General features: G+C 73.1%; 21 protein-coding genes. 6 read left to right on the forward strand and 15 right to left on the reverse strand.

The window, feature by feature from the left end; all coding sequences use genetic code 11:
* Positions 1–169: 169 nt before the first annotated feature.
* The 5 genes from ACWEOZ_RS24810 to ftsY form a co-directional block, all read right to left on the reverse strand.
* Positions 170–2,434, reverse strand: coding sequence for a [protein-PII] uridylyltransferase (locus ACWEOZ_RS24810; protein ID WP_451913065.1), 2,265 nt, complete (start codon positions 2,432–2,434; stop codon positions 170–172).
* Positions 2,435–2,445: 11 nt separating this feature from the next.
* A complete protein-coding gene (locus ACWEOZ_RS24815; protein ID WP_199752384.1) occupies positions 2,446–2,784 on the reverse strand; it encodes a P-II family nitrogen regulator in 339 nt (112 codons plus the stop codon).
* A 33-nt stretch (positions 2,785–2,817) separates the two neighbouring features.
* Positions 2,818–4,200 carry an ammonium transporter gene (locus ACWEOZ_RS24820; RefSeq protein WP_451913066.1) on the reverse strand — a complete coding sequence of 461 codons (1,383 nt, stop codon included), beginning with the start codon at positions 4,198–4,200 and terminating at the stop codon, positions 2,818–2,820.
* Positions 4,201–4,374: 174 nt separating this feature from the next.
* Positions 4,375–5,175, reverse strand: coding sequence for a phosphotransferase (locus ACWEOZ_RS24825; RefSeq protein WP_203774648.1), 801 nt, complete (start codon positions 5,173–5,175; stop codon positions 4,375–4,377).
* Between the two features lie 51 nt (positions 5,176–5,226).
* On the reverse strand, positions 5,227–6,378 hold the full coding sequence (ftsY, locus tag ACWEOZ_RS24830; protein ID WP_451913067.1) for a signal recognition particle-docking protein FtsY: 1,152 nt from the start codon (positions 6,376–6,378) through the stop codon (positions 5,227–5,229).
* Positions 6,379–6,530: 152 nt separating this feature from the next.
* On the opposite strand from ftsY, the gene ACWEOZ_RS24835 reads away from it, so the two are divergent.
* Together ACWEOZ_RS24835 and ACWEOZ_RS24840 are read left to right on the forward strand one after the other, a co-directional pair.
* Complete coding sequence (locus ACWEOZ_RS24835; protein WP_451913068.1) at positions 6,531–8,225, forward strand: alkaline phosphatase D family protein; 1,695 nt, start codon at positions 6,531–6,533, stop codon at positions 8,223–8,225.
* Complete coding sequence (locus ACWEOZ_RS24840) at positions 8,200–8,751, forward strand: DinB family protein (RefSeq protein WP_451913069.1); 552 nt, start codon at positions 8,200–8,202, stop codon at positions 8,749–8,751. The genes ACWEOZ_RS24835 and ACWEOZ_RS24840 overlap by 26 nt, the downstream gene beginning before the upstream one ends.
* A gap of 6 nt (positions 8,752–8,757) precedes the next feature.
* On the opposite strand, the gene ACWEOZ_RS24845 is transcribed toward ACWEOZ_RS24840, so the two are convergent.
* From ACWEOZ_RS24845 to ACWEOZ_RS24860, 4 genes are all read right to left on the reverse strand, one after another.
* Positions 8,758–9,402: a hypothetical protein gene (locus ACWEOZ_RS24845; RefSeq protein ID WP_451913070.1), complete on the reverse strand. Its 645-nt coding sequence runs from the start codon at positions 9,400–9,402 to the stop codon at positions 8,758–8,760.
* Between the two features lie 61 nt (positions 9,403–9,463).
* Positions 9,464–10,081: an HAD family hydrolase gene (locus ACWEOZ_RS24850; RefSeq protein ID WP_451913071.1), complete on the reverse strand. Its 618-nt coding sequence runs from the start codon at positions 10,079–10,081 to the stop codon at positions 9,464–9,466.
* Positions 10,082–10,087: 6 nt separating this feature from the next.
* A complete protein-coding gene (gene smc, locus ACWEOZ_RS24855) occupies positions 10,088–13,669 on the reverse strand; it encodes a chromosome segregation protein SMC (protein WP_451913072.1) in 3,582 nt (1,193 codons plus the stop codon).
* Between the two features lie 257 nt (positions 13,670–13,926).
* On the reverse strand, positions 13,927–14,121 hold the full coding sequence (locus ACWEOZ_RS24860) for a hypothetical protein (protein ID WP_125804837.1): 195 nt from the start codon (positions 14,119–14,121) through the stop codon (positions 13,927–13,929).
* 431 nt (positions 14,122–14,552) lie between these two features.
* Between ACWEOZ_RS24860 and ACWEOZ_RS24865 the strand changes: the two genes are divergently transcribed.
* The 4 genes from ACWEOZ_RS24865 to ACWEOZ_RS24880 all read left to right on the forward strand — a co-directional run bounded on the left by ACWEOZ_RS24865 (position 14,553) and on the right by ACWEOZ_RS24880 (position 18,672).
* Positions 14,553–15,284, forward strand: a complete 732-nt coding sequence (locus ACWEOZ_RS24865; protein WP_451913073.1) for a CAP domain-containing protein — start codon at positions 14,553–14,555, stop codon at positions 15,282–15,284.
* Positions 15,285–15,416: 132 nt separating this feature from the next.
* Positions 15,417–16,910 (forward strand): DUF3492 domain-containing protein, encoded by a 1,494-nt coding sequence (locus tag ACWEOZ_RS24870; protein ID WP_451913074.1) that lies wholly within the window; start codon positions 15,417–15,419, stop codon positions 16,908–16,910.
* Positions 16,907–18,088, forward strand: a complete 1,182-nt coding sequence (locus tag ACWEOZ_RS24875) for a hypothetical protein (RefSeq protein ID WP_451913075.1) — start codon at positions 16,907–16,909, stop codon at positions 18,086–18,088. Before ACWEOZ_RS24870 ends, ACWEOZ_RS24875 begins: the two co-directional genes overlap by 4 nt.
* Positions 18,085–18,672, forward strand: coding sequence for a spherulation-specific family 4 protein (locus ACWEOZ_RS24880; protein ID WP_451913076.1), 588 nt, complete (start codon positions 18,085–18,087; stop codon positions 18,670–18,672). The genes ACWEOZ_RS24875 and ACWEOZ_RS24880 overlap by 4 nt, the downstream gene beginning before the upstream one ends.
* On the opposite strand, the gene mutM is transcribed toward ACWEOZ_RS24880, so the two are convergent.
* The 6 genes from mutM to ACWEOZ_RS24910 form a co-directional block, all read right to left on the reverse strand.
* The gene (gene mutM, locus ACWEOZ_RS24885; protein ID WP_451913077.1) at positions 18,608–19,462 is read right to left on the reverse strand and encodes a bifunctional DNA-formamidopyrimidine glycosylase/DNA-(apurinic or apyrimidinic site) lyase; all 855 of its coding nucleotides are present in this window, start codon (positions 19,460–19,462) and stop codon (positions 18,608–18,610) included. The two genes, ACWEOZ_RS24880 and mutM, sit on opposite strands and share 65 nt — an antisense overlap.
* A 21-nt stretch (positions 19,463–19,483) precedes the next feature.
* On the reverse strand, positions 19,484–20,662 hold the full coding sequence (locus ACWEOZ_RS24890; RefSeq protein ID WP_451913078.1) for a hypothetical protein: 1,179 nt from the start codon (positions 20,660–20,662) through the stop codon (positions 19,484–19,486).
* Between the two features lie 2 nt (positions 20,663–20,664).
* Positions 20,665–21,495, reverse strand: coding sequence for a ribonuclease III (gene rnc, locus ACWEOZ_RS24895; RefSeq protein ID WP_451913079.1), 831 nt, complete (start codon positions 21,493–21,495; stop codon positions 20,665–20,667).
* Positions 21,492–22,664, reverse strand: coding sequence for a phosphate acyltransferase PlsX (locus tag ACWEOZ_RS24900; protein ID WP_451913165.1), 1,173 nt, complete (start codon positions 22,662–22,664; stop codon positions 21,492–21,494). Before ACWEOZ_RS24900 ends, rnc begins: the two co-directional genes overlap by 4 nt.
* Before the next feature lie 91 nt (positions 22,665–22,755).
* A complete protein-coding gene (gene rpmF, locus ACWEOZ_RS24905) occupies positions 22,756–22,929 on the reverse strand; it encodes a 50S ribosomal protein L32 (RefSeq protein WP_097318372.1) in 174 nt (57 codons plus the stop codon).
* Positions 22,930–22,979: 50 nt separating this feature from the next.
* Positions 22,980–23,573, reverse strand: coding sequence for a YceD family protein (locus ACWEOZ_RS24910; RefSeq protein ID WP_451913080.1), 594 nt, complete (start codon positions 23,571–23,573; stop codon positions 22,980–22,982).
* Positions 23,574–23,626 lie beyond the last annotated feature (53 nt).

Below are 23,626 nucleotides of genomic sequence, written 5' to 3' on the forward strand. Positions count from 1 at the left end.
CGTCAGCAAGCCGATCGAGGTGACGGCCTCAGACCGCGGCGGCACATACGCCCTGGATGCTAGGCGCAACGTCAGCAAGCCGATCGAGGTGACGGCCTCAGACCGCGGCGGCACATACGCCCTGGATGCCAGGCGCAACGTCAGCAAGCCGATCGAGGTGACGGGTTGGTCAGACGGCCGCGAGGACGGCTGCTTCCACGCGTTCCCGCTCGGACGCCTCGGCCCAGGCGCCCACCAGGTAGAAGGCGTCCACCACGTCGCTGCCCAGGGTGGAGATGCGGGCCGCGCGCACCTCGGCGCCGGCCTCGTCGAGCGCACTGGCCACCCGGAAGAGCAGGCCCGCGGAGTCGGCCGCGCGCAGCTCCAGGACCACCGCGTCGGTGGCCGCCGCGCGGTGCCAGACCACCCGGGGAGCCGCGCCGCCGCGGGCCGACATCGCCCGGGCCCGCAGCCGCTGGGTCACCGACACGTCCCCGGCGGCGACCCGGCGCAGGTCGGCGGCGAGCGCCACCGGGTCCGCCGGGGAGCCGTAGCGCGGCTGGGTGCGGAACTCGACGATCGCCCGGCCGTCCACCGTGCTGGCGTCGGCCCCGATCACGTCGAGGCGGTGCATGGCCAGGCACGCGGCCACCGAGCCGAGCAGGCCCCGGCGGTCGGCCGCGGCCACCGCGACCACGTCCCCGTCCAGGTGTACGGCGGGCAGCTCACCCACGAGCAACTCCGCGTCCGGCTCGGGCGGCCCGGGCAGCGCTCCCGTGTCCAGGGCGGTGTGCACCCGGCGGACCAGCTCGGCGATCAGCCGGCCCTTCCAGTCCGACCAGGCGGCCGGTCCGGTGGCGTGCGAGTCGGCCCGGGCCAGGGCGTGCAGCAGATCCAGGGTGGCCGGGTCGCCGGCCGCCTCCGCGACGGTGGTGATGGTGACCGGATCGCTGAGATCCCGGCGGGTGGCGACGTCGGGCAGCAGCAGGTGCAGCCGGACCAGCTTCTCCACCGTGGCGACGTCGGCCGGCGGCAGCCCGATTCGGGTGGCCATCTCGGCGGCGATCGGAGCCCCGACGACACTGTGGTCGCCCGGCAGGCCCTTGCCGACGTCGTGCAGGAAGGCGCCGATCAGCAGCAGGTCGGGGCGGTCCACCTCGCGGGTGTAGGCGCTGGCCTCGTACGCCGCCTGGACGAGGTGCCGGTCCAGGGTGAAGCGGTGGATCGGGTGGTGCTGCGGGAGGCTGCGCAGCCGGGCCCACTCCGGCAGCCAGGCGTCGATCAGGCCGTACCGGTCGCAGGCTTCCCAGGTCGGCAGCAGCCCCGGGCCGGAACCCAGCAGCGAGACCAGCGCGGCGCGGGCCGCGGGCGGCCACGGCGTCGGCAGCGGCGGGCAGAAAGCGGCGAGCCATTCGCAGGTCGCGCGGGCGATGGGCAGCCGCACGGTCGCGGCCGCGGCGGCGACCCGCAACGACAGGCTGGGATCGGGCACCGGGCCGATGGCCGTACGGGCGAGCACCAGCTCGCCATCCTGCTCCACCACGTCCCGGGCCACCGGGCGGCGCACGGACCCACCGGCCGGGGCACCCCGGCGGCGGCCGTTGCGCAGCCGGTCGGCGGCGCGCCAGGCGTCGTCCAGGGCGTGCGCGATGGTCCGGGCGTCGCCGGCCACCCGGCGCAGCAGGGCGTCGCCGTCGTCGACCTCCAGCAGCTCGGCGACCGCGGCCCGTTCCTGGGCGACCAGCCGGTCCACCCGGCGTCCGACGGCGAGGTGCAGGGCGTCGCGGGTGTCGAGCAGCCGCAGGTTGGCGGCGCGGACGGCGGGGCGCATGGTGTCGGCGACCCCGGCCCGGCCGATGCCGCGCAGGATGGTCAGGTCACGCAGGCCGCCGGCGGCCTCCTTGAGGTCGCCCTCGAGCAGGAAGGCCAGCTCACCGTGGGTGGCCCAGCGGCTCGACGTGAGCTCTTTGAGCTGGGGCAGCAGCCGTACGGCGGTGCGCCGCCACTGGTCCGAGGTGGCGGCGATCAGCTCGGCCGAGAGGGTGGCGTCACCGGCGATGTGCCGGGCGTCCAGCAGGCCGAGCGAGACTTTGACGTCGTCGTGGGCGACGGAGAGCGCCTCGGGCAGGGTGCGCACGGAGTGGTCGAGCCCCAGCCGCGCGTCCCAGATGGGATACCAGAGGGCCGAGGCGATCCGGTCGATGCCGGCCGTCCCGTTGTGCAGCAGCACCAGGTCGAGGTCGCTGTAGGGGGCACAGTCCCGGCGGCCCAGGCCACCCACGGCGACCAGGCTGACGCCGGGCAGGTGGGCCGGGAACATCGAGGCCAGCCACGCATCGAGCGCCGCGGCCCGGTGGGCCCGGGCGGCAGCGCCGATGTGTTCGCGAAGGGTGTCCAGCGAGCCGCCGGACGGCACCTGAGGTGGCGCCGACGGCTCGCTGACCACGTAGTTCATCGAAAGGGCAATCAGAGCGCGTCTAGGCCGCGCTCGCCGGTGCGGACCCGGACGACGTCCTCCACGGACGTCACCCAGACCTTGCCGTCGCCGATCTTGCCGGTCCGGGCCGAGGTGACCACCGCGTCGACGACCTTCTCGACGTCGATCTCGTCGGTCAGCACCTCAACCTTGATCTTGGGCAGGAACTCCACCGTGTACTCGGCTCCCCGGTACACCTCGGTGTGGCCCTTCTGCCGCCCGTACCCCTGTACCTCGCTCACGGTCAGACCCGCCACGCCGAGCGCGTGCAGAGCCTCCTTCACCGCGTCGAGCTGGTACGGCTTGATGACCGCGGTCACCAGCTTCATGCTCAGTCCCTCCATCGCAGCCATCAGGGGAATTTAACCGGAGACCTTTTGACTGACGTGCGCCTTGCCGTCAGTCGCACTGGCCGACGGGGTGATACCGGCCATCGCGAAGGCGCCGCCCGACGAGCCCGTGGAGGGCGAGGTGTCGTACGCGCTCTCGGCGTGCTCGGCGACGTCGATGCCGGTGATCTCCGCCTCGTCGCTGACCCGCAGGCCCTTGGCCGCCTTGATCACGAAGGCGATGATCGCCGCGATGACCAGGGAGTAGACGGTGACCGCGGCGCTGCCGACGAACTGCCGGCCGAGCTGGGCCAGGCCGCCGCCGTAGAACAGGCCCTCGCTGGCGCCCAGGCCGGGGTCACCGTTGATGGCCGCGTTGACCTGGGAGGTGGCGAAGAAGCCGAGCGACAGCGAGCCGATCCAGCCGCCGACGAAGTGCACGCCGACCACGTCGAGCGAGTCGTCGTAGCCGAGGCGGTACTTCAGGCCCACGGCCAGCGCGCAGACGGCGCCGGCGATGAGGCCGATGACGACGGCGGGCAGCGGGGCGACGAAGCCACAGGCCGGGGTGATGGCGACCAGGCCGGCGACCGCACCGGACGAGGCACCGACCAGGGTCGGCTTGCCGTCACGGATCCACTCCACGACGACCCAGCCGAGCAGGGCCGCGGCCGTGGCGACCTGGGTGTTGATGAACGCGAAGACCGTGGTGCCGTCGACGGTGAGCTCGGAGCCGGCGTTGAAGCCGAACCAGCCGAACCACAGCAGGCCGGCGCCGAGCGCGACGAACGGCACGTTGTGCGGCTTGAAGCTCTCCCGCGGCCAGCCGGCCCGCTTGCCGAGCACCAGGATCAGGCCGAGCGCGGCGGCACCGGCGTTGATGTGCACCGCCGTACCACCGGCGAAGTCGAGCGCGTGCAGCTTGCCGCCGATCCAGCCGCCGCCCCACACCCAGTGCGCGACCGGGACGTAGACCAGGGTGAACCAGGCCAGCGCGAAGATGACCCAGCCGCCGAACTTCATCCGGTCGGAGACCGCGCCGCTGATCAGCGCGACGGTGATGATGGCGAACATCATCTGGAAGACCATGAACGCGTACGTGGGGATGCCGGTGCCGGCCCCCAGGAACAGCCACTCCTCGGAGATGCCGGAGGTGCCGGTGCCGAAGTACTGGCTGAAGTTGCCGATCACGTTGTTCAGGCCGGCGCTGTCGTTGGTGCCGAACGCCAGGGTGAAGCCGTAGATGACCCACAGAACGGAGATGAGCCCGATGCACGAGAAGCTCATCATCATCATGTTCAGTACGCCTTTGGACCGGTTGAGGCCACCGTAGAACAGCGCCAGGCCCGGAGTCATAAGCAGAACGAGCGCAGACGACAGGAGCAACCAGGCGGTATTGCCGGTGTTGATCTCCACGCTGCCTCCTCTCGGATAAAGGTGTCCTCCCACACGGCCCAAGAGAGCAGCGTCGCCCTGCTGGCCGGTTCGGGCGGAAGCCTTTCGCTCCGCTGTTTCGCGCACGGTGTGCGCGCGGTTTCCGACGAGTGACGGCTTGTTTCGTACGTGTGAAGAAACTCTCACAGCCCCGGGTCAGCGGAGGGCGTACTCCAGGGTGTGCCGCTCGTAGTCGAGCAGCCGGAGGTCACGCATCGGGCGGCGCAGGTGGCCCTTGTGCACGATCCGCACGAACGCCGGGTCACCGGCGGCGGCCATCCGGCGGATGCCCTCCACGTGGTCCACGATCCGCTTGCGGATGGTGCGGACCAGGCGGTGCCGGTCGCGCGGGATCAGCCCGTACGCGTCGGCGAACAACCGCAGCCGGCGCGGCCTGTTCGGCCTCTTCCAGCCCAGCGTGTAGGAGTCCCGGTCGCTGAACAGCGGCACCCAGGTCCAGGCCGCGTAGGCGACGTCGTAGATCCGGGCGCCGGGCGAGGCCAGATCGAAGTCGATCAGGGCCAGCGTGCCGTCCGGGCGCCAGACCACGTTGTGCGGGGCGGCGTCGTGGTGACAGATCACCTCGGTGTCCGGCGGCGGCGGGCCGAACGAGCGCCAGACCGCCCCGGGCGGGGGCTGGAAGCCGTACTGCGCGTCGTGGAACATGCGCAGCATCGTGGCCACCGTGACCAGCGCTTCCTCGGTCGTCCAGTGCGGGGCCAGCGGATACTCGCCGCACTCGCCGTCGAGATACGACAGGACCTCACGGCCGCGGTCGTCCATCCCCAGGGCGTGCGGCGAGCCGGTGAAGCCCACCCGCTGCAGGTGGTTGAGCAGCGCGTGCACGGCCGGCGTCCACGGTCCGGCGTTGCGGCGGACCGTGTCGCCCACCTTCGACACCGTGCTGACGTTGCCGCCGTGGAGCGGGATCTCGCGAAGGTCGCGTTCCTGCGTCACCCACGACCTCCCCTAGAAGTGCCCCGCGGTACGGGCCTGCCGCCCCCGAGACTACGCGTCGGTGCCAAGCAGGGCCTCGACGAAGGCAGCGGGCTCGAACGGCGCGAGATCGTCCGGGCCCTCGCCCAGACCGACCAGCTTGACGGGAATTCCCAGCTTGTTCTGCACGGCGATGACGATGCCGCCCTTGGCCGTGCCGTCCAGCTTGGTGAGCACCACGCCGGTGACGTCCACCACGTCGGTGAAGACCCGGGCCTGCTCGAGGCCGTTCTGACCGGTGGTCGCGTCCAGGATGAGCAGCGTCTCGTCGACCGGCCCGTGCTTCTCCACGACCCGCTTGACCTTGCCCAGCTCGTCCATCAGGCCGACCTTGTTCTGCAGGCGGCCGGCGGTGTCGATCAGCACGGTGTCGATCCCGGTGTCGATGCCCCGCTTGACCGCGTCGAACGCCACGCTGGCCGGGTCGCCGCCCTCGGGACCGCGGACGGTCTCGGCGCCGACCCGCTCACCCCAGGTGGCGAGCTGCTCGGCGGCCGCGGCGCGGAAGGTGTCGGCCGCGCCCAGCAGGACCGTACGGCCGTCGGCGATCAGCACCCGGGCCACCTTGCCGCAGGTGGTGGTCTTGCCGGCGCCGTTGACCCCGACGACCAGGACGACCGCGGGCCGGCCGTCGTGCGGTGCGGTGCGCAGACTGCGGTCCATGCCCGGCTCGAGGGCGGCGGTGAGCTCCGCGGCGAGCTGCTCGCGCACCTCGGCGACGGTCCGGGTGCCCAGCACCCGGACCCGCTCCCGCAGCCGCTCGACCAGCGCCTGGGTGGCCTCGACGCCGACGTCGGCGGAGATCAGGCTGTCCTCGATCTCCTCCCAGGCGTCCTCGTCGAGGTGATCGCGGGAGAGCACGCTGAGCAGGCCCTTGCCGAAGACGTTCTGCGACCGGCTGAGCCGGGCCCGCAGCCGCACCAGGCGGCCGGCGGTCGGCTCCGGCCTCTCGATCGTCGGTGCCTGCACCAGCGGCGGCAGCTCGTCCGGCAGGGGCGGGAGCGTCGGCTCCTCCACCGGCGCGGTCGGCGGGCGCTCGAGCGTGGTGGTGGCGGAGCCACCGGTCGGCGGCAACTCGCGCCTGCGGCGCCGGGGCACGACCAGACCGATGGCCCCGACCACCAGCACCGCCAGCAGGATGAGGGAGGCGACCACGTATTCCATTCCGAAATCCTGACAGATGTCCGCGGGGCCCGTGGCGCCACCCGTCCGTGTCCCCCGCCACGCCCGGTGACCTCCCGCTGTCCGAACGCACGCTGGCGGAAGCCGGGACCACTCGGGGAGGATGGCTGCATGTCGCGCCACCCGGTGAACCGTTGACCGCCCACCTGCTGATCGGGCCCGTGCTACGCCGCGTCGTCGGCGACCAGGCGACGATCTGGGTCGAGACCACCGCCCCGGCCGAGGTACGCGTAGAGGTCGCGACCGGCGGCGCCGGCACCGCGGAGACCTTCTCCTGTTACGGCCACCACTACGCGATCGTGATCGTGGAAGGGCTGGTCCCGGGCACCGCCGGCGAATACCAGGTGTGGCTCGGTGACCGCCAGGTGTGGCCGCAGCCGGAGTCGCCGTACCCGCCGAGTGTGATCGTCACCCGGGAGGCCGAGGACGCGGGCCAGCCGGTCAGCATGATCTTCGGCTCCTGCCGCGAGGCCACCCCGCACGCCACCGGGCGCAAGCTGCCCCCGGACGCGCTGGACGCGTACGCCCGGCGGTTGATGACCGACCCCCGCTCACCGGAGCTGCGCGCCGACCTGATCGTGCTGCTCGGCGACCAGGTCTACGCCGACAAGACCTCGGCCAAGGTGCGCCGCTTCCTGCGCCGCCGCCGCTCGGCCGGCCACCACGGCCCGGCCGACGAAGTGGTCTCCTTCGACGAGTACACGAAGCTCTACCTGGAGTCCTGGCGTGACCCCGAGGTGCGCTGGCTGATGGCCACCGTGCCGTGCGTGATGATCTTCGACGACCACGAGATCATCGACGACTGGAACACCTCGGCGTCCTGGCGCGCGGACATGTCGTCGCAGCCGTGGTGGTCCGAGCGGATCGCCAGCGGGCTGGCCTCGTACTGGGTCTACCAGCACCTGGGCAACATGAGCCCGGACGAGCTGCGCGCCGACCCGCTGCTGGCCAAGATCACCACGGTCGAGGACGCGACGTCGCTGCTGCACGACTTCGGCGTCTCGGTCGACACGCCGTCCTCGGCGGAGAACACCGACCGGCCGTACCAGTGGAGTTTCGCCCTGGATGTGGGCCGGACCCGGCTGATCATGCTGGACAACCGCTGCAACCGGGTGCTCACCCCCGGCCGGCGGGAGATGCTGCCGGCGGCCGAGTGGAGCTGGTTCATCGACCAGGCCCACGGCGACTACGACCATCTGGTGGTCGGCTCCTCCCTGCCGTGGCTGATGCCGCCGGCGATCCACCACCTGGAAGCCTGGAACGAACGGCTCGCGGACTCGTCCGGGACCCGGCGCGCGGCCCTGGCCGAACGGGTCCGCCGGGCCGTCGACCTGGAGCACTGGGCCGCGTTCACCCGCTCGTTCAACGCGCTGACCGAGCTGTTCCGCCGCCTCGGCGAAGGCGGCCCGGAGGCCCCCGGCCACCGCGTCGGCGCCGGCGGCGCGTACGCGGCCCCGGCCTCGATCAGCGTGCTCTCCGGCGACGTGCACCACTCCTACGTCGCCCGCGCCGACCTCGGACCGGCTGTCACGACCCCCGTGCACCAGCTCACGTGTTCCCCGATCCACAACCAGGTGCCGTCGGTCATGCGCCCGCTGATGCGCTTCAGCTGGTCCCGGCTGGCCGCGCGGGGCGTTCGCGGGGTGGCCCGCAGCGCCGGGGTACGCCGGCCGTCGGTGCGCTGGCGGCGGCTGGCCGGACCGTACTTCGGCAACGCGGTGAGCACGCTGCGGCACACCGGCGCCCGGGCCGACGTACGGGTCGAGGGAACGACCAGGGACGGCAACCTGTTCACAGTGGCGGATGTCCACCTGCGCGGTCCAAGATGACCTTGTGACTTCCTGGACCGCGCCCGCGGCGCACCGTGTCGAAGAGCCCTTCACCGGCGACGAGCGCGCCATGCTCGAAGGCTGGCTCGACCTGCACCGGCAGACCCTGCTCACCAAGTGCGCGGGGCTCACGGCCGAGCAGCTCAAGCTGCGCTCGGTCGAGCCGTCGGGTCTGTCACTGCTGGGGCTGCTGCGGCACCTGGCCGAGGTGGAACGCGGCTGGTTCCGGATCCATGCGGCCGGCGAGAAGCTGCCGGAGATCTACTGCTCGGACACCAACGAGGAGGGCGACTTCGACGACATCGAGCAGGCGGACGCGGCGGCCGACCACGCCACGTTCCTCGCCGAGATCGAGGCGGCCGACGCGGCGGTCGCCGAGCTGCCGCTGGAGCACGAGTTCTCGACCGAGCGGCGGCCGGCGGTGAGTCTCCGCTGGGTCTACCTGCACATGATCGAGGAGTACGCACGCCACAACGGCCACGCGGACCTGCTCCGCGAACGCATCGACGGCGTCACCGGCGACTGAGCCGGCTCAGCGGCCCTTCGGCAGGGCGGCGGCGCCCTGGTCCTGCAGGGAGAAGCTCGTCTCCATCTGGCTGTCGTCGGCCTTCTCCGCGACCAGACCGGCCGCGCCCAGCGGATGCCACTGCAGGAAGGCGTCCTGGTTGCGCACGGTGTAGGTGGTGCGCCCCTCGTCGTCCTGGCCGGCCGGCTCGAAGGTGAAGTGCTGCTTCGGCTCGGCGGCGTCGCACGCCGCCGTGACGACGGTGAACGGGTCCGGCCCGCTGCCTTGCACCTGCAGGCACAAGGGCTGGCCGCGGCCACGCAGCGTGCCCGTCTTGATCAGGCGTTCCTTGGCCCCGTGGGCCTTGGGCACCGGCACGAAGAGCGCCCGGTCGGCGTAGTCGTCGGTCACCTGGATCCGGCCGGCGGCGGTCACCGCCAGCACCGAGTCCGGCAGCTCGTTGTCGTCGAGCCGGGGCAGGAAGAAGACCTGCCGCTTGCCGTCCAGCGCGCCGGCCGGTGGGGGCGCACTGCCGATGCCCGAGCTGGCGCTCGGCTGCGCGGAGGGAGCGGCGCGTGATGGGGCCGGCGCCGCCGGGGTGCCGCCGTCGTCCCCGGAGCAGCCCGGCAGGGCGAGCACGAGCACGACCGCCCCGAGCAGCGTCTTACGCATCGACATCCTCTCAGCCGCGGCCAGCCTACGTCGCCGCGGAAAGATCAGCCGGGGCCGGCGGTCAGGCGGGCAGAGCGAGCGCCTTGCGCAGGTAAGGAAGGTCCTGCGGCCCGGTCCAGCGCAGCGCCGGCATCCTGGCCGCGCGAGCGCCGCGGACCGCCCGGTCGTCGTCGTCCACGAACAGCACCCACGGCGGTTCGACGTTCAGGGCCGCGCAGGCCTGGGTGAAGAACTCCGGCGCCGGCTTGTGCACCTTCAGCTCCCACGAGCTGACCACCGTGTCGAACTCATCCGCCAGGCCGAGCTCCGCCAGGTCGCCCCGGAGCAGATCGGTCGCGTTGGTCGCCAGGCCCACCGGGCGTCCCGCCGCCCGCACCGAGCGGACGAAGGCGAGCACCTCCTGGTCGATCGTGCCCCGGTGCTCCTGCCACTGCGCGACCGCTGCCCTGGCGTCGGCCTCCGGCAACGGCAGGCGCATCGCCACCAGACGCATCCACTCGGCGTCCGTGATCTCGCCGGCCACCGCGGGACGCAGCAGCTCCCAGCTCATCGCCGTCTCGATCAGGGTGCCCGGCGCCAGCCCGTACGACTTCTCCACCGCCGCCGGCACCGCGGGGTCCCAGCGGCGCAGTACGCCGTCCAGGTCGATGAGCATGGCCTGGGCCGGTTGGCGGAGCATGTGAGGTTAATCCTCCGGTTCTCGGTTCAGCCGCTGGCTGATGACCTGGGTGACGCCGGCACGCATGGTGACGCCGTAGAGGGCGTCGGCGACCTCCATCGTGCGCTTCTGGTGCGTGATGATCAGCAGCTGACTCTTCTCCCGCAGCTGCTGGAAGAGCGTAATCAACCGGCCCAGGTTGACGTCGTCGAGGGCCGCCTCGACCTCGTCCATGATGTAGAAGGGGCTGGGGCGGGCCCGGAAGATCGCACACAGCATGGCGACCGCGGTCAGCGAGCGCTCGCCGCCGGACAGCAGCGACAGCCGCTTGATCTTCTTGCCCGGCGGACGCGCCTCGACCTCGACGCCGGTCGTCAGCATGTCCTCGGGGTCGGTCAGCACGAGCCGGCCCTCGCCGCCCGGGAAGAGCACCTGGAACACGGCCTGGAACTCGCGCGCGGTGTCCTCGAACGCCGACGTGAAGACCTCGAGGATCCGGTCGTCGACGTCCTTGACCACGGTGAGCAGGTCCTTGCGGGTGGCCTTGAGGTCCTCGAGCTGGTCGGAGAGGAACTTGAAGCGTTCCTCCAGCGCGGCGAACTCCTCCAGCGCCAGCGGGTTGACCTTGCCCAGCAGGGCCAGATCGCGTTCGGCCTTGTTGGCGCGCTTCTCCTGGGTCGGCCGGTGGAACGGCACGGGCTCGGGCAGCTCCTTGCCGTCCTTCTCGGCCTGCGCGGCCTCGGCCTGGGTCGGCGGGACGAGCTGGTCGGGGCCGTACTCGGCGACCAGGGTGTCGACGTCGAGCGAGAAGTCCTCGGCCGCCTTGGCTTCGAGCTGCTCGATGCGCAGCCGCTGCTCGGCCCGGGCCACCTCGTCGCGGTGCACCTCGTTGGTGAGCCGTTCCAGCTCGGCGACCAGCCGCTTGGCGCTGGCGCGGACCTCCTGCAGCTCGGCCTCGCGGGCGGTCCGCGCCCGGGCCAGCTCGTCACGTGCCTCCACCGCGGTGGCCAGGGAGACCGCGACCCGCGACATCGCGGCGGCCGCGCCCAGGGCGACGGCCTTGGCGATCTCCGCCCCGCGGGCCCGGGCGGCCCGGCGGGCGGCCGCGCGCTCGCGGGCCTGGCGTTCCTGTGTGGCCTGGCGCAGCAGCGAGTCGGCCCGGCCGGCGATCGAGGAGACCCGCTCCTCGGCGGTCCGGACGGCCAGCCGGACCTCCATCTCGTTCTGCCGGGCCTGCGGCACCAGCGCCGAGAGGGTGTCGCGTTCCTCGGTGGACGGCTCCTCGTCGATCGGGGTGGCCTCGGCGAGCCGCAGCCGTTCCTCCAGCTCGGCCAGCCCGGCCAGGTCGCGGTCGCGGTTGGCCTCGGCCTTCTGCCGGGAGGCGCCCAGGCGCTCCGACTCGGCCTTGGCGGAACGGGCGGCGGCACCGAGCTCGGCGAGGCGGCGGGCGGCGGCGTTGCGTTCGCCCTCCGCGGCGCGCTTGGCGGCGGCCGCGACGGTCACGGCCTCCTTGAGCTCCGCGACCTCGGCGCGGGCGTCGGCGAGCTGACCCTTCAGGACGCCGATCGACTCCTCGGCGGTCTCCCGCTTGGCCCGGGCCTCGTCGACGGCCGCCTGGACCTCGATGTAACTGGTGGCCTTGCCGGAACCGCCGGCGGCCGCGTGCGCCCCCAGCACGTCGCCGTCGGGGGTGACCGCTCGCAGCTCGGCGTTCTGCGCGACCAGGCGGGTCGCGGCGGCCAGGTCGGGGACCAGGACGACGTCGCGCAGCGCCTTGTTGAGCGCCGGGCGGATGGTGTCGGGACAGTCGATGACATCGGGCGCCCACACGGCGCCCTCCGGCAGGGCCGGGCGCAGGCTGTCGAGCGAGCCCTGCATGCCCGGCGCGGCCGGGGCGGCGACCACGAGCGCGGCCCGGCCGGCGTCCGCGATCTTCAGCGTGCGCATGGCCTCGACGGCCTCGTCGATGCCGGTCAGCGCGACCGCGTCGGCCAGCACGCCCAGGGCGGCGGCCAGCGCGGCCTCGTGGCCGGGCCGGACGGTGAGCATCGAGGCGAGGCTGCCGAGCAGGCCGGGGATCTGGTCGGCCTTACCGAGCAGTGCACCGGCGCCGTCCTTGCGGCGCAGGCCGAGGGCGAGCGCCTCCTCGCGGGCCTTCCAGCTGGCGGCGTCCTTCTCGGCCGCCCGCTCGGCGTCGGAGAGCTCCTTGACGACCGCGGCCGCGCGGTCGTGCGCGGCGACGGCCTCGGCGTGCCGCTCGTCGAGCTCGGCGTTGTCGCGATCGGCCTCGGTGGACTCCGCGGACACCGCGTCGACCTCGGCCTGGGCGGCCTCGGCCCGCATGAGCGCGTCGTTGTGCGCGACCGCGAGCCGCTCGATCTCCTCGGCGGCACTTCCGGTACGGGCCCGGGCCGCGTTCACGTTGCCGGTGAGCTTGGCCAGTCCCTCACGGCGGTCGGCGATCGCCTTCGCGGCGGCCCGCAGTGCACCCTCGGCCTGCAGCAGTTGCCGTTCCAGCTCCTGGCGGTGCTCGACCGCCTCGGCCAGCCGCATCTGGTCCTCGGTGAGGGCCTCGCGCAGCTCCTCCTCCTGCTCCCGGACCCGTTCCGCCTCGGCCTCGAGCTGGTCCGGGTCCCGGCCCGTACGCTCGTCGTCCGGCGCCGCGGCGAGGTGCCGCAGCCGCTCGGAGGCCAGCTGCTCGGTGGAGCGGAAGCGTTCCTGCAGGGAGGAGAGTTTGTACCAGGTGTCCTGGGCGGCGGCCAGCAGCGGCGCGTCCTCGGCGTGGGCGGCCTCGAGGTCGGCGAGCCAGCGCTGGATCTCGCGGTTCTCCTCCTCGACCTGCTGGCGGCGCTCGCGCATCGCCGACTCGTCGGCGATCTCCTTGTCGAGCGTGGTGCGCAGGGTGTGCAGGTCGTCGGCGAGCAGCCGCAGCCGGGCGTCGCGCAGGTCGGCCTGGATGCCGGCGGCGCGGCGGGCCACCTCGGCCTGTTTGCCCAGCGGCTTGAGCTGGCGGCGCAGCTCGGCGGTGAGATCGTTGAGCCGGTTGAGGTTGGTCTGCATCGCGTCGAGCTTGCGGATCGCCTTTTCTTTGCGCTTGCGATGCTTGAGGACGCCGGCCGCCTCCTCGATGAAGGAGCGGCGGTCCTCGGGCTTGGCGTGCAGCATCGCGTCGAGCCGGCCCTGGCCGACGATGATGTGCATCTCTCGGCCGATGCCGGAGTCGCTGAGCAGCTCCTGGATGTCGAGCAGGCGGCAGGAGCTGCCGTTGATCTCGTACTCGCTTTCGCCGGAGCGGAACATCCGGCGGGTGATCGAGACCTCGGTGTAGTCGATGGGCAGGGCGCCGTCGCCGTTGTCGATGGTCAGGGTCACCTCGGCGCGGCCGAGCGGGGCCCGCCCGGCGGTGCCCGCGAAGATGACGTCCTCCATCTTGCCGCCGCGCAGCGCCTTGGCGCCCTGCTCACCCAGGACCCACGCGATGGCGTCGACGACGTTGGACTTGCCGGAGCCGTTGGGGCCCACCACACAGGTGATGCCCGGCTCCAGCCGCAGCGTCGTAGCGGAGGCGAAGGATTTGAAACCCTTCACCGTCAGGCTCTTGAGGTGCACGGATCTCCGGGGGTCGGCGGTGGTCTGCTGGTCAGCAGGTTACCCGCAGGCGCACGCCATGTCCGTGCACGCCGCGCGTCCCGGATCGTGCCGGTCTCGACCCGACCCGACACGTTTGTCGGAATTGGCGCTTCGGGCGCGGCGCAGAAGGAGCAAAAAGATGCGCGCCGCCACTTGGTGCTGTGGAGGCGCGCTTTGCGGGGTGCGTCACGTGGTGCGAGGGGATGTGGGCGCCGGGTCACGGCGCCCGGTGAAGCTCAGGTCAGCGCCGGCTCGGTCAGCCGCAGAAGATCGTCTGCCTCCGCGGCGGCGGCCGCGAGACGATCGTTCTCCGCCCGGAGGCGGGTGATCTCGAACTCCAGAGCCTGCACCCTGGAACGCAGTCGGGTGACCTCGTCGAGCAGGCGCCGGTCGGGCGCCGCACCTACGTGGCCGTAGAGGGCCTTCGCCATTTCGTCTCCTTGTAAAGCGCTGCCGGAAAGGCCGGCCAAACGCGCGCCCAGTGGTACCGCACACCTTTGTGCCCACGGACACGCGTGAGCACAAACTCCTGCACCCGGGGACGTGCTGTGGATGCAGATTTTCCATGTCCAGGACTCGACTGGACACAGATGGGCGCGACTGGCGACACCTCCATGGTGCGCTGATACCCACAGTCCGTCAAGCCGTGTGAACCGCGTGGCACCCGCCTGACCAGTGAATCACGCCACCCCGCGGGCCTTATCCAGGACTTATTTCTTTCTTAGCCGGTTTGCCCGGGCCGTGCGTGGCTGCTTACCGTCACCCGGGTCGAAACCTCTCGATCCCTCGAGGACCACGGAGGCACGACGTGCAGGGGCCAGCCGACCAGAGACCGACCGGGCGACACCGCGACCGGCAGGCGATGCCGTCGCCCGTGACCTTCGGCCTCTCCGTGACCGCCCTGCTCGCCGTGGTCGGTGCCGGCGCCGCGCTGCTGCCCTCCAGCTTCACCGGCTCGGGCACCGCGGCCGAGCACCCCGAAGCTGCCGTCGCCGCCCTGGTGCCGGGTGCCGGTGGCGGGGCACCCGGCACCGGGGTGGCACGGCCTTCGACCCCACCGCCCTCCTCGCCGGCGGCGACCCCGTCCACCGCGACGCCCGCGCCGAGCAGGACGGCCACCAAGAAGCCGGCCACCAAGAAGCCCGTGGTCAAGAAGACGCCGACCCGCAGGCCGACCACCAGCGCGCCCAAGGTCGGCGCCGGGCTGGCCGCCCAGGAGACCGAGGTCATCCGGCTGGTCAACGTGGAGCGGGACAAGGCCGGCTGCGGCTCGGTGCAGCTCAACACCAAGCTGCGGGCGGCCATCCGGTTGCACGTCCAGGAACTCGGCACCCACGGTGACCTGTACATCAGCCATGTGAGCGACGACGGCCGGGACTTCGTCACCCGGGCCAAGGCGCAGGGCTACAACGACCCCGGCGGCGAGAACGTGGCCCGGGGCCAGCGCGACGCCGCCGACGTCATGACGAGCTGGATGAACAGCGACGGTCACCGCGCCAACATCCTGAACTGCGACTTCAAGGCGCTCGGGGTGGGTGCGGTCAAGGGCGTGGACGGCACGATCGTCTGGGGCCAGCTTTTCGGACGTTCGTGAGCAAATAACTCCGAAAAACAGACAAATAGTGCGACCGACTGTCGCCTAGGCGACACGCTCCCGTTACTTTTCGCCGCTGCGTCGTTGCAGCCATCGTGATAACACCCCCGTCGCGCCCGTGGTGCTGACCGCATGCGCATCTGTCTGCTCACCGGGGGCGGCTACCCGTTCCGCCGGGACGCCCTCGGCGGCTGGTGCCGCACGCTCGTCGACGGCCTCGGCCGGTACACCTTCGACCTGCTGACCGTCACCGACCGCGAACCACCCGGCGGGCCGGCGTACCCGCTGCCCCGCCACGTCGCGTCCGCCCGGGCCGTGCCGCTGAGCCGCGAGATCCGGCGGCGCGCGGGCAACGACGACAACGCCACCGCCGCGGCCGTCCTGCTGTGCCGGGGACTGCTCAGTGAGGCCGAGCCCGCGGCGGCCGACGACCTGTTCGCCAAAGGGCTGCTCGGCCTGTCGATGCTGGCCGAGCCGGCCGAGCACCCGCTGAACTCGGTGCCGCTGACCGACGTGCTGCTCGACGCGTGGCGTACCGGGCGGACGTCGGCCAGTGAGGACCGGCTGCCGCGGCTCAGCCTGCGCGACGCCCGGACCGCCGCCACACTGCTGCGCCACGCGGCCCGGGCGTTGTCCGTACCGGTGCCTGCCGTTGACCTGGTGCACTGCGTCGGCGGCACGACGCCGCTGCTGGCCGCCCTGGCCGGCCGCTGGCGGACCGGGATGCCGCTGCTGCTGACCGAGGCGCGGGCCCCGGTGGCCCGGCCGCGGGCCGGCGAGGAGCGGCTCTCCCCCGCGGTGCGCACGGTGCTGCGCCGGTTCCGCCGGTCGGTCGCCCGCACCGGGTACGCCGAAGCCGGCCTCATCGCCCCGCTGAGCGCCTACCACCACTCGTGGGCGCTGGGGCACGGCGCCGAACCCAGCCGGCTCGTCCCGGTGCCCGCCGGGGTGGACCCGGTCGACTTCCCGTCCGCACCCGAGGCGAGGACACAGCCGGCCATCGTCTGGGCCGGCAACGGTGGCCCCGACAGCGGCCTGCGCGGGCTGCTGGAGGCATTCGCGATCGTGGCGACCGCCGTGCCCGGGACCGTCCTGCACCTCGTCGGGGTCACCGCCGCGCACGAGGACCACTGCGCCGAACAGGTCGAACGCACCGGGCTGGGGCGCGCGATCCGGCTGCACCCGCTGCCCGCCGACCCCCGGGACCGGTACGCCACCGGCCATCTCGTCGTGCACGTCCCGGGACCGGCCGATCCGCCGTACCGGTTGATCGAGGCCATGATGTCCGGCCGCGCCGTGATCGGGATCGACGTGGGCCCGGTCGCCGAGACCCTCGGCGACGCGGGCACGCTCGTCGCCGAGAACGATCCGGCGGCCCTGGCCGAGGCCTGCATCGGCCTGCTGCGGGCACCGGCCCGCCGCCGGGCGCTGGGTGACGCCGCCCGCCGCCGGGCCCTCGCCTGCTTCACCGCCGACCGGGTGGTCCGCGCCTACGGCGCCCTCTACGCCGATCTGGCTGGACCGCCGCCGGCCCCTTCCTACGAGCTCGCGCTGGCCGTGCCCGCCCCGCGCGACGCCCGGCCGGCCACCGTGCGCTGGCTCGCCGAGGCCGGTGAGGACCGGTGACCGGCCTGGCGCTGGGACCCGGCGTGCGGCGTGCGCCCGCTCTGGGGGTCACGCTGCTGCTGCGCTGCGCCCTCTACCTCGGGCCGCTCAGCGTGGTGATCGCCGCAGCGGGCCTGCTCGGCAGCCTGCCCTGGCCCGTGCCCGCCGGGACGCTGGTGCTCGGCTGGAGTGTCACGCAGATCCTCACCGGCACGGGTGCGGTCGTCGCCCGGCGCGGCGGTTCGGGCGCCGGGGCGCGGCTGGTCGGGCTAGGTTTCCTGACCGCGGCCGCGCTGTGGTGCGCGTTCGTGCTGCTCGCGCCGGCCTCCGTGACCGGCGCCGAGCCCGGCCGGGCGATCGCCGTCGGCGTCTGCGGGCTCGGGAGCCTGGCCTCGGTGACCGCGGCGCTGGTGAGCCGCACCGAGGCGGTGGTCGTGCGGTGGAGCCTGCCGTGCTGGCTGCTCGCCGCCATCGCCGTAGCCGGGGCGATCGGTGACACCTGGGCCGCCCGGGTGCCGGTCACGACACTGCTGCCGATCGCTGTCGCCGCCGCTGCCCTCCGGGCTTTCCGGCCCGCGTTCCGGCGTGGCGCCACCCTCGTGTTGCGGGGTGACGACCTGCGCGGCGTGGTCGGGCGGGCGGTGCTCGGGGCGGGTCAGGCCGCTTCGGCCGTCCTGCTCTGGCGGGCCGGGCCACCCGCGGCGACGTCGCCCGCGGTGCTGCCGCTGCTGGCTGCCGGGCCCGTCCTGGAGGCGCTGATCGGCTGGCACCGGCGGCAGGTCGAGAGCAGCCTCGACCTGGCCGAGAGCGACGAGGAGCACCGCGAGCACGTCGGTGGCGTGACCGTGGTGACCGTCGCCGCGCTGCTGCCGCCGCTGGCCGCCGGGATCGCCCTCGCGCTGGCCGCGTACCGGTTGCCGGGCGGAGTGGTGGGCGCGCGGGAGGGAGTGCTCGCGGTGGCCGGCGGGATCCTGCTCAGCGGCGTACTGGCCATCACCCTGCTGCTCGCCGCGCAGGCCCGGACCTGCACAGCCGCCCTGCTCGCCGTCGCGCCGCCGCTCGCGGCGGTCGCGGCCCCGCTGGTCCCGGCGCTGCCGCCGGACCCGCTCCGCACCGTCGTCGCCATCCTGGCGGCGACCCACCTCGTCGGACTGCTGACCGTCGCACACACCGCCGCAGACCCCCGGAGGACGTCGTGAAGACCCTTTTCCCCCCGTACGCCCAGCCGTCGCCCGACCTGGCACCCGACCGCGACACGTGGATCGTGCAGGAACGGCCCGGCGCCCGCCGCTCGGCCCACCGGATGCTCGGCCGCATCGACCTGGACTGGGGCGGACGCTCGCTGGCCGACGTGCTCGCCGACGTGGACGAGTGGCGCGCGGACGGCGCGGAAGGGCTCTTCCTGGACCGGGCGCCGGCCGGCTCAGGCGGCGTCGGGCCGGTGGCGCTGACCGTACGGCTCGCCGCCCGGCGCGGGCTGCACCGCATCGTGCTCAACCCGGGCGTGCCCACCCACCCGCTCTACCGCGACCTGGGCGTGCGGATCTGCACCTTCGACGGGCCCTGGTCGGCCTACCAGGGCTGGGCCGGCGACGGCGTGCTGCCCGGCGACGGCCACCTCGTGCACGGGGTGCCGACACCGCTGCTGACCGCCGCCCGCCGGCTGATGGGCCGCCGTGGTGCGGGCTTCGGGCTGGCCACCGACACCAGCCCCTACGTCAGCGCAGCGGCAGGCGGGGGCGCGGCTGGCAACGCGGACAGCTGTAGGACGAGCGGTTCATGAACTGCTCCCGGCGCATGATCGAACCGCACCGGTGGCAGGGCTGCCCCTCCCGCCCGTACGCGTTCAGCGACCGGTCGAAGTAGCCGCTCTCCCCGTTGACGTTGACGTACAGCGCGTCGAAGGTGGTGCCGCCCGCGACGATCGCCTCGCTGAGCACGTCGCGGACGTGGGCGAGCAGCCGGCGTACGGCGGGGCGGGTGAGCGCGTCGGTGGGGCGGGCGCCGTGCAGCTGGGCCCGCCACAGCGCCTCGTCGGCGTAGATGTTGCCCACGCCGGAGATCAGCGTCTGGTCCAGCAGGGCCCGCTTGATCTCGGTGTGCTTGCCGCGCAGCCGGGCCACGAACAGCTCGTCGTCGAACAGCGGGTCCAGCGGGTCGCGGGCGATGTGGGCGATCTCGTCGGGCAGCTCGGCCCCGCCCTCGGAGACGGACAAGCCGCCGAACGTGCGCTGGTCGACGAAGCGCAGCTGCGGGCCGTCGTCGGCGAAGGTGACCCGGACCCGCAGGTGCACCTCGTCCTCGGCCGTGGCCGGCTGCATCAGCAGCTGCCCGCTCATGCCGAGGTGCGCGATGATCGCGTCGCCGGAATCCAGCGGGAGCCACAGATATTTGCCGCGGCGGGCGACGTCGGTGATGGTCCGCCCCTTGAGGACGGCGGCGAAATGCACGTCGCCGGGCACGTGGCGGCGGATCGCCCGGGGGTGGCGCACCTCGACGGTGTCGATGCGCCGGCCGGTCACCCACTTGGCCAGTCCCTGGCGGACGGTCTCGACCTCGGGAAGCTCAGGCACGGGGGTCCTTCGGGGGTGGGGTCAGATCGTGTACGGCCAGACGGCGACCAGGTAGGCGCCGTACCAGAGGCCGAACGCCGCCCAGGTGGCGATCGCGAGGACCGCGACCCGGGGACGGGCGCGGGCGGCGGCGACGACCGAAGGCAGCAACGTCAAGAGTACGGGCAGCAGCAGGCGCGGCTTGGAGTGGTAGAAACCCGCCTGCCCGTAGGCCAGCACCATCGCGACGAGCCCGTACACGGCCAGCGGCAGCCAGGGCCGGCCGGCCAGCGCGACGCCGGCGGCGGCCAGGGCGGCCAGCAGGATCAGGGCGACGCTCATCGGCACCCAGCCCTCGCCGACGGTCAGCGTGCTGCCCAGGAAGTCGATCGTGCTGGCCCCGAAGTCGAACGACGTGCCCCAGCCCGCGGTCTGGATCTTGAACCAGGCGTCGAGGTCACCCACCCGCCACGCGACCCAGCCGAGATAGGCGGGCACCCCGGCGAGGGCGACGGCGGCCGCGGCCAGCGGTGGCCACTTGCGGCCCGGATCGCGGCGCACCGCGAGGACCGCGGCGACGGCCAGGGCGACCGCGGCGGCGGCGCCGGTCGGCCGGGTCAGGGCGGCGCCGAGGCCTAGCAGCCCGGCGGCCCACCAGACCTGGCGGTGCGCGGCGACGAACATGCCGGCCACCAGGGCCAGGAACAGACTTTCCGAGTACGCCATCGACAGCACCACCGACATGGGGGCGCCGCAGCAGATGGCGACCAGGGCCCAGCCGGCCCGGCGGCCGTAGAGCGAGGTGCCCAGCAGGTGCAGGGCGACCGCGGCGCCGACCGAGGCGAGCCAGCTCACCGTGAGCGCCGCGGTGCCGGAGTCGAGGCCGAGCCCGGACAGCAACCGGATCAGCATCGGGTAGAGCGGGAAGAACGCCAGCTCGTTGCCCTGCAGCGCGCCGTCGGCGCCGTACGTGTAGCCGCCCGGATAGCCCTCGGCGACCCGCTGGAACCAGCCGCCGTCCCAGATCAGCAGGTTGCTGCGCAGCCCGGCCGGCTCCGCGGTGGCGTGGTCCAGCACGACCAGGAACAGCAGCTGCACCAGCCGGGACAGGGCCAGGATGCCGACCGCGATCCCGGCGCCGCGCCACCGGCCGGCTTTGTCCCAGAGCCGCTCGGCGACGCCGGCCATCTCCGGACCGGACTCGCGCACCGTCACGCTCACCGCTAGGAGGCCTCGGGCAGCTCGGTGGGCCCGCCGCTCTCCGCCTCGGGCTTCTCCTCTGCTTCGGACAGCTCGGTGTGGCCGCCGCCGGCCACCGCCGGTGGCGGGGTCTGCGCCTCGGTCCGCTCGGTCAGGGTGCGCCAGGCGGCCGCGGCGGCGCGCTGCTCGGCCTGCTTCTTGCTGCGCCCGTCCGAGCCGCCGTAGCGCTCACCGGCCACCACGACCCAGGCCGTGAACGTCTTCGCGTGGTCCGGGCCGGCGTCGTCGATCACGTAGTCCGGCACACCCAGGCCCAGCGCCGCCGTCAGCTCCTGCAGGCTGGTCTTCCAGTCCAGGGCCGCGCCGCGCCCGGCCGACTCGGCCATCAGCGGGTCGAACAGCCGGTGGATCACGTCACCGGCCACGCTCAGGCCGTGCTCCAGGTAGATCGCGCCCAGCAGAGCCTCCAGCGTGTCGGCCAGGATGCTGGCCTTGTCGCGGCCACCGGTGGTCTCCTCACCCTTGCCGAGCAGCAGGTGCGGGCCGAGACCCTGCGGGCCGAGGGTACGGGCCACGTCGGCGAGCGCGTGCATGTTGACCACGCTGGCCCGCAGCTTGGCCAGCTGGCCCTCGGGCAGATCCGGGTGGTTGTGGAAGAGCGCCGAGGTGATCACCACCCCCAGCACCGAGTCGCCGAGGAACTCCAGGCGCTCGTTGGTCGGCAGACCGCCGTTCTCGTACGCGTACGAGCGGTGGGTCAGCGCGCGTTCCAGCAGGCCGGGCTCGATCGGGATGCCGAACGCCTCCTCCAGTGGCTCGGTGGAGGGCCGCCGGCGCTTGTCGTTACTGCTCATGAACCACCTCTGGAGTCTTCGTGCGCCGCGGGGCTCGGATGCCCCGCCGGGAACTGGATCAGGTCGGCGATGACCGGCACCGCGGCCCGCCGGTGCAGATCGGCGGCGAGAGCGATACCCGCGGCGATGTCGTCGGCGCTCGCGGCACCGTGGCAGACGACGACTGTGCCGCCGACACCGAGCAGGATGGCCGCCCGGGGCGGAACGTCGTCGGTGCCCGGAGGCCGGATCAGCGCGTACGCCGTCTCGAGGCCCTTGAGCAGCACGTTGCCGGTGAAGCCGTCGGTCACCACCACGTCGGCGGCGGTCCCGGTCACGACGTCGTTGCCCTCGACCAGCCCGGTGTAGTGCCCGCCGGCGGGTAGATCCAGGGCGGCCAGAACGGCGGGAGCGGCCCGGCGCAGACGATCGCCCTTACCGCGCTCGGTGCCGATGGTGAGCAGGCCGACGCGGGGGGCAGCGGCGCCGTGCACGACGGCGGCATACGCCGCACCGAGCCGGGCGTGCATGGCGAGGGTGTGTTCGTCCGGGTCGACGGAGGAACCCACGTCGAGCAGGACCAGCCGGCCGGCGACCGTGGGCAGCACGGCGGCCAGCGCGGGACGGCGTACGCCGTGCCAGCGGCCGAGACCGAGAGCGGCGGAGGTGACGGTGGCGCCGGTGTTGCCGGCGGAGACGACCGCGTCGGCGTGGCCCTGGGCGACGGCCAGTACGGCGGTGCGGACGCCGGATTCGACGCGGCTGAGTGCCTGGTCGGGGGCGGCGGCACGACTCATGGCCCGGTCCGGCCGGATGGACGGGCCGGCGTCACGGTTCGGGCCGGTCAGCGGCCGGTTCGGGTCGGCGTCGCGGTCCGGGCCGGCGGGGTGGCCAGGGCTGCGGCCGGGGGCTTCGCGGTGGGCCGGGCCGGCACGGCGGCCGGCGGCTTCCAGGTCGGCTGGGCCTGCCGGGGCGGTGATGCTGGTCACCCGGTCGCGGTCGGCCGGTGCCAGGGCACGCCGAAGGGCGTCGGCAGCCTCAGGGGGGCCGACGAGGAGCAGCTGGAGGGACGGATCGGCCTGGCAGGCGCGCAGAGCGCCGTCAACCACGACGGCGGGAGCATGGTCCCCGCCGAGGAGGTCGACGGCGATCCGCGCGGTGCCCGGCTCCGGTGCAGCCGCGGCCGAGATGACTCGGCCGGACTGTCCCGGAGCCTGAGCACCGGACGTTCGCCGCTCAGGTGCGACCCGCCCGAAAGTCGGGCTTGTCACTCCGTGGTGCTCAGACCTCGAGGACCTGACGGCCGTTGTAGGTGCCGCAGACCCCGCACGCAGTGTGCGGCAGGTGCGGCGACTTGCACTGGGGGCACGCCACGGTCTGGACCGCGGTGGCCTTCCAGTTCGCCCGGCGGGACCGGGTGTTGCTGCGCGACATCTTGCGCTTGGGGACGGCCACGGTACCTACTCCTCGATCAGATCTTCGGGGTCTTGCTCAGTTCAGGTTCTTCAGTTCTTCGGGTCTTGCGGTGACGCCACCGTCGGCAGGTCGGCTGACAGGTCGCGCAGGGCGGCCCAGCGGGGATCGACCTCGTCATGGCTGTGGTCAGCCGGGACGTCGTCGAGATGCACCCCGCACTCGGGGCACAACCCCGGGCAGTCCGGCCGGCAGACCGGGTTGGTCGGCAGCGTGAGCACCACCGCGTCCCGTACCGCCGGCTCCAGGTCGAGCAGGTCGCCGTGCATCCGGCCCACCTCGTCCTCGTCCGTCGTCTCCTCCGTGGTGCTGTCCGCGTAGGCGTACAGCTCCGCGATGTGGACGTCGAACGGCTCCGAGATGTCGTTGAGGCAGCGACCGCACTCGCCGGAGAGCGAGCCGCGGACGTTGCCGCTGACGTAGACGCCCTCGGAGACCGACGTCAGGCTCAGATCGAGCTCGAGGTCGGAACCCGTGGGCACCGAGATCAGTTCCAGACCGAGGTCCGGCGGTGCCGGCACCACCCGTTTCAGGGCGCGCGTCGCCCCGGGCTGGCGCGGGAGCTTCGTCGTGTCGACGACCAGCGGCTGCCTGGGATCGAGGTGGTTCTGCGTGTGCTTGGGCATCATGATTCCTCAGCCTGTAGGTAGGCCGACAGGAAAGGTTACCTGAGCAGCGG

Source organism: Actinoplanes sp. NPDC004185, from assembly GCF_053603475.1.

What these genes read in the sequence shown, in the direction of transcription:
- ACWEOZ_RS24810 (WP_451913065.1), bottom strand. Translation starts at nt 2,434, where the DNA reads ATGAACTACGTGGTCAGCGAGCCGTCGGCGCCACCTCAGGTGCCGTCC.
- ACWEOZ_RS24815 (WP_199752384.1), bottom strand. Translation starts at nt 2,784, where the DNA reads ATGAAGCTGGTGACCGCGGTCATCAAGCCGTACCAGCTCGACGCGGTG.
- ftsY (WP_451913067.1), bottom strand. Translation starts at nt 6,378, where the DNA reads ATGGAATACGTGGTCGCCTCCCTCATCCTGCTGGCGGTGCTGGTGGTC.
- ACWEOZ_RS24840 (WP_451913069.1), top strand. Translation starts at nt 8,200, where the DNA reads ATGTCCACCTGCGCGGTCCAAGATGACCTTGTGACTTCCTGGACCGCG.
- ACWEOZ_RS24845 (WP_451913070.1), bottom strand. Translation starts at nt 9,402, where the DNA reads ATGCGTAAGACGCTGCTCGGGGCGGTCGTGCTCGTGCTCGCCCTGCCG.
- ACWEOZ_RS24850 (WP_451913071.1), bottom strand. Translation starts at nt 10,081, where the DNA reads ATGCTCCGCCAACCGGCCCAGGCCATGCTCATCGACCTGGACGGCGTA.
- ACWEOZ_RS24860 (WP_125804837.1), bottom strand. Translation starts at nt 14,121, where the DNA reads ATGGCGAAGGCCCTCTACGGCCACGTAGGTGCGGCGCCCGACCGGCGC.
- ACWEOZ_RS24865 (WP_451913073.1), top strand. Translation starts at nt 14,553, where the DNA reads ATGCCGTCGCCCGTGACCTTCGGCCTCTCCGTGACCGCCCTGCTCGCC.
- ACWEOZ_RS24870 (WP_451913074.1), top strand. Translation starts at nt 15,417, where the DNA reads ATGCGCATCTGTCTGCTCACCGGGGGCGGCTACCCGTTCCGCCGGGAC.
- rnc (WP_451913079.1), bottom strand. Translation starts at nt 21,495, where the DNA reads ATGAGCAGTAACGACAAGCGCCGGCGGCCCTCCACCGAGCCACTGGAG.
- ACWEOZ_RS24910 (WP_451913080.1), bottom strand. Translation starts at nt 23,573, where the DNA reads ATGCCCAAGCACACGCAGAACCACCTCGATCCCAGGCAGCCGCTGGTC.